A 2848-nucleotide genomic window follows, 5' to 3' on the forward strand; every position below is an offset into this window, starting at 1 on the left:
AAACCACAAAATTACATCTTAATTTTAATAAAATAGAGAATCTAAGGAGATAACCCATGACATATATATTACTTCTTATTATAATTTCTACTATTCTTTCTTATCTTATATTAAAATTTATTTATAAAATCATCTTTAAATCTACAAAAAGCGTTTCAAAGTTTTTAGTCTTTCTTGGAAGTATAGGCTTAATTATCTTTTATTATACTCCTTATTCTTATTATTTAGAGCCTAGTTATTGGCAATTTAGGAATATGTGTAAGTTAAATGAACTTCCTAAAGTATAATAAGATTCTAGGGTATTTTGGATTAAGTTTGGATACATTAGATTGGGAGGAGCTGAATAGAAGAGCTTATAAAATAAGTAAAGAATAGCAATTCTATTTGCAAAATTTTAGAGAATATGCAACATATATAGGAGAAATAAAAAAGACTAGATATGATATAATGGCTATTCTGTATAGCAATAAAAAACTTATCTCTAAAGATAACATTACATCAATAATTTTACTTGATACTTGGAATACAAGACGTTACAATTTAGAGTAAGAATCTGTGGCTAGTTATAATATTGAGTGGATAGAGATAGAAGAATATTGCAGTTTGTACTTCAATACAAAGGAGCAAAAATGGACAATAAAGGATTAATCACTAAATTACGAGACAATGCAGAACTTCCTTGGGCAGCCTATGGATATTTTCATTTAGCTAATGAAAGTTATAAGCCAGAGGAAAATAGTAAGGATTGGAAAAGATTAAAATATTTTAGAGATATTAAAGAAGATACAACCCAATCTGTATTCCCCACCCTAATTGATATTCTCAACATAGAATACAAATATTTTAAAGATGAAAAAACAGGAAAGCTAAAAATGGCTTCTTTGATGATGAGTTATTTAGTGGCGACTTCTCCCAACTCCAAGCCAAACAATTCTTTTCTCGCTATGATTTATTAAAACATTGTCCTAATACAAATTCAGGCTTTTCTGCTACTTTGTTTGGAGAAAAAAGAAAACAAATTGATAGTAAAACAAAAGAAGAAGGCTATACCAGTGAATATGGCTATATCAATTATATTTTAGCCATTAGAGGAACAGAAATGAGTTCCTTTAAAGATTTGTTTGTAGCTGATGCTTCTTTAACCATAGGCTCTATACCTAAAGCCCAATATGATGATATGCTAAACTTTTATGAAACTTGTATTAAAGATTATCCACAAATCAAAGAAAAAGATTCTCTTACTATTACAGGACACTCTCTTGGAGGCTGTCTTGCACAACTCTTTGCTTTAAGTATCTGTGATGATAGGAATAGAAACAATATCAAAGCTTTATATACTTATAATGCACCTGGAGCTAGAAAGATAGCACCTCCTTATGATTATATAGTAAAACTCTTTATATTTCACAGTAAAGAACAACAAGAAAGATTTATAAAAGAAGAAATAGAAAATATAGCAAATAGAGCAAGAGATTTAGGCAAAGATAATATTTTCTTAGAAAGTAAGATACGAGAGATATTACACAAGATAATCCAAGAAAAACAAAGTCAATACTATGGGATAACAATGAGTCTTTCTACTCATACAACAATGATGACACTTGATATTAATGCCATTCCTATCTTAGCAGATATTGCACCATATTATAGACAACTTGCTTATAATTATTGGCAACATTTTAAAGAAGATAGGAGAACACCTCAAAATTTTGAACTTAAAGGAGATGAAAGATATATATACAAACTCTCAATTCAAGATTCTATCTTTCATTGTGAATCAAGTAATAATGAATATAAAAATGAATGGTATATCGGCTCTCCTATATCAAAACTAGGGATTAAGCTAGGATTACATCAAGACAATCAATATAGCGATACAACACTGCTTCATACAATCAATACAAGCTCTGGAGTAACAGGGGAGCACTCCATAATCCCCCTAACTCAAACTCTTTACTTCTACTCCTATCTTTTAGAATTAGATGCTAACCATAACAAAGTCAAAGATAAAAGCCTTAGTGAGTGTATAGAGTATCTTAATCATTTTATGAAAAATATTCAAATTTATACAGAAACTTTTGTGTTAAAAAATAATGCTATTAATAATAAAAATTTCGCTCTTAAAAATGGACCTCTTGGACTTTTTAGAAGTTCTCCAGAAAAAATCAATCATTTTGAATATTTTCTTTCATTAATAGCCACCATAATGCAAGAAACAAATGGTATTTTAGAAGAGCTTGGAGATAATTATTATACAAGTTATAAAACTCCTACCATTAGTCAAACAAAAATCATAGATTTTATTTTAAAGGCACAAGAAAAAGAAAAATACATTTTAATTCTTGATAAAAATGATTTTAATAAATACAGAAAAGATTGTTCCTTTATTAATAATCAAGAAAATTTAGCTCATAAAATTGCCATTGGGGAATTTAGAATTTTTATTGTGGTTTATAAAGATATGAAATGTCTTGAAAATATTAATAATATAACAAAAATATATGGATATAATTCAAAAAGTTATAAAATAAAAGATCAAATTTGGGATGAGCAATATTTAGGTGGAGTTTGTAAAATATCACAAGCTTTGTATTTTAATGGAAAAGCTAAAATAGGTATTATTTAGGAAAATTATGATAGGTAAAGACTTTTTATATTCTATTCATAAAGATAAAAAAAGTATTTATTTGTTTTGTGAAAATAAAAGCATCATTGATTGTCAAAGTATTTATGATGAACTTTATAAATTAGAAGCAACGACAGATTTTACTTTTGAAGAACTTCAAAACTATCAAGCTTATATCTTCCTAAACTCCACCCTCCTTACAGGCTCAAATGAACTTCCTAA

Annotated in this window: 4 protein-coding genes; all 4 read left to right on the forward strand. The window is 27.7% G+C overall.

The window, feature by feature from the left end; all coding sequences use genetic code 11:
• The first annotated feature begins 56 nt into the window (after positions 1-56).
• Complete coding sequence (locus tag AJN69_RS05470) at positions 57-287, forward strand: hypothetical protein (RefSeq protein WP_002881838.1); 231 nt, start codon at positions 57-59, stop codon at positions 285-287.
• A gap of 342 nt (positions 288-629) precedes the next feature.
• On the forward strand, positions 630-956 hold the full coding sequence (locus AJN69_RS10080; RefSeq protein WP_002881839.1) for a hypothetical protein: 327 nt from the start codon (positions 630-632) through the stop codon (positions 954-956).
• 38 nt (positions 957-994) lie between these two features.
• Positions 995-2626 carry a lipase family protein gene (locus AJN69_RS10365; protein WP_261663831.1) on the forward strand — a complete coding sequence of 544 codons (1632 nt, stop codon included), beginning with the start codon at positions 995-997 and terminating at the stop codon, positions 2624-2626.
• A 7-nt stretch (positions 2627-2633) separates the two neighbouring features.
• Positions 2634-2848, forward strand: a 215-nt coding sequence (locus tag AJN69_RS05490) for a hypothetical protein (protein WP_002844212.1), incomplete at its 3' end; no start/stop codon positions are given.

The organism is Campylobacter sp. BCW_4338, from assembly GCF_001763255.1.
GTDB lineage: Bacteria > Campylobacterota > Campylobacteria > Campylobacterales > Campylobacteraceae > Campylobacter_D > Campylobacter_D jejuni.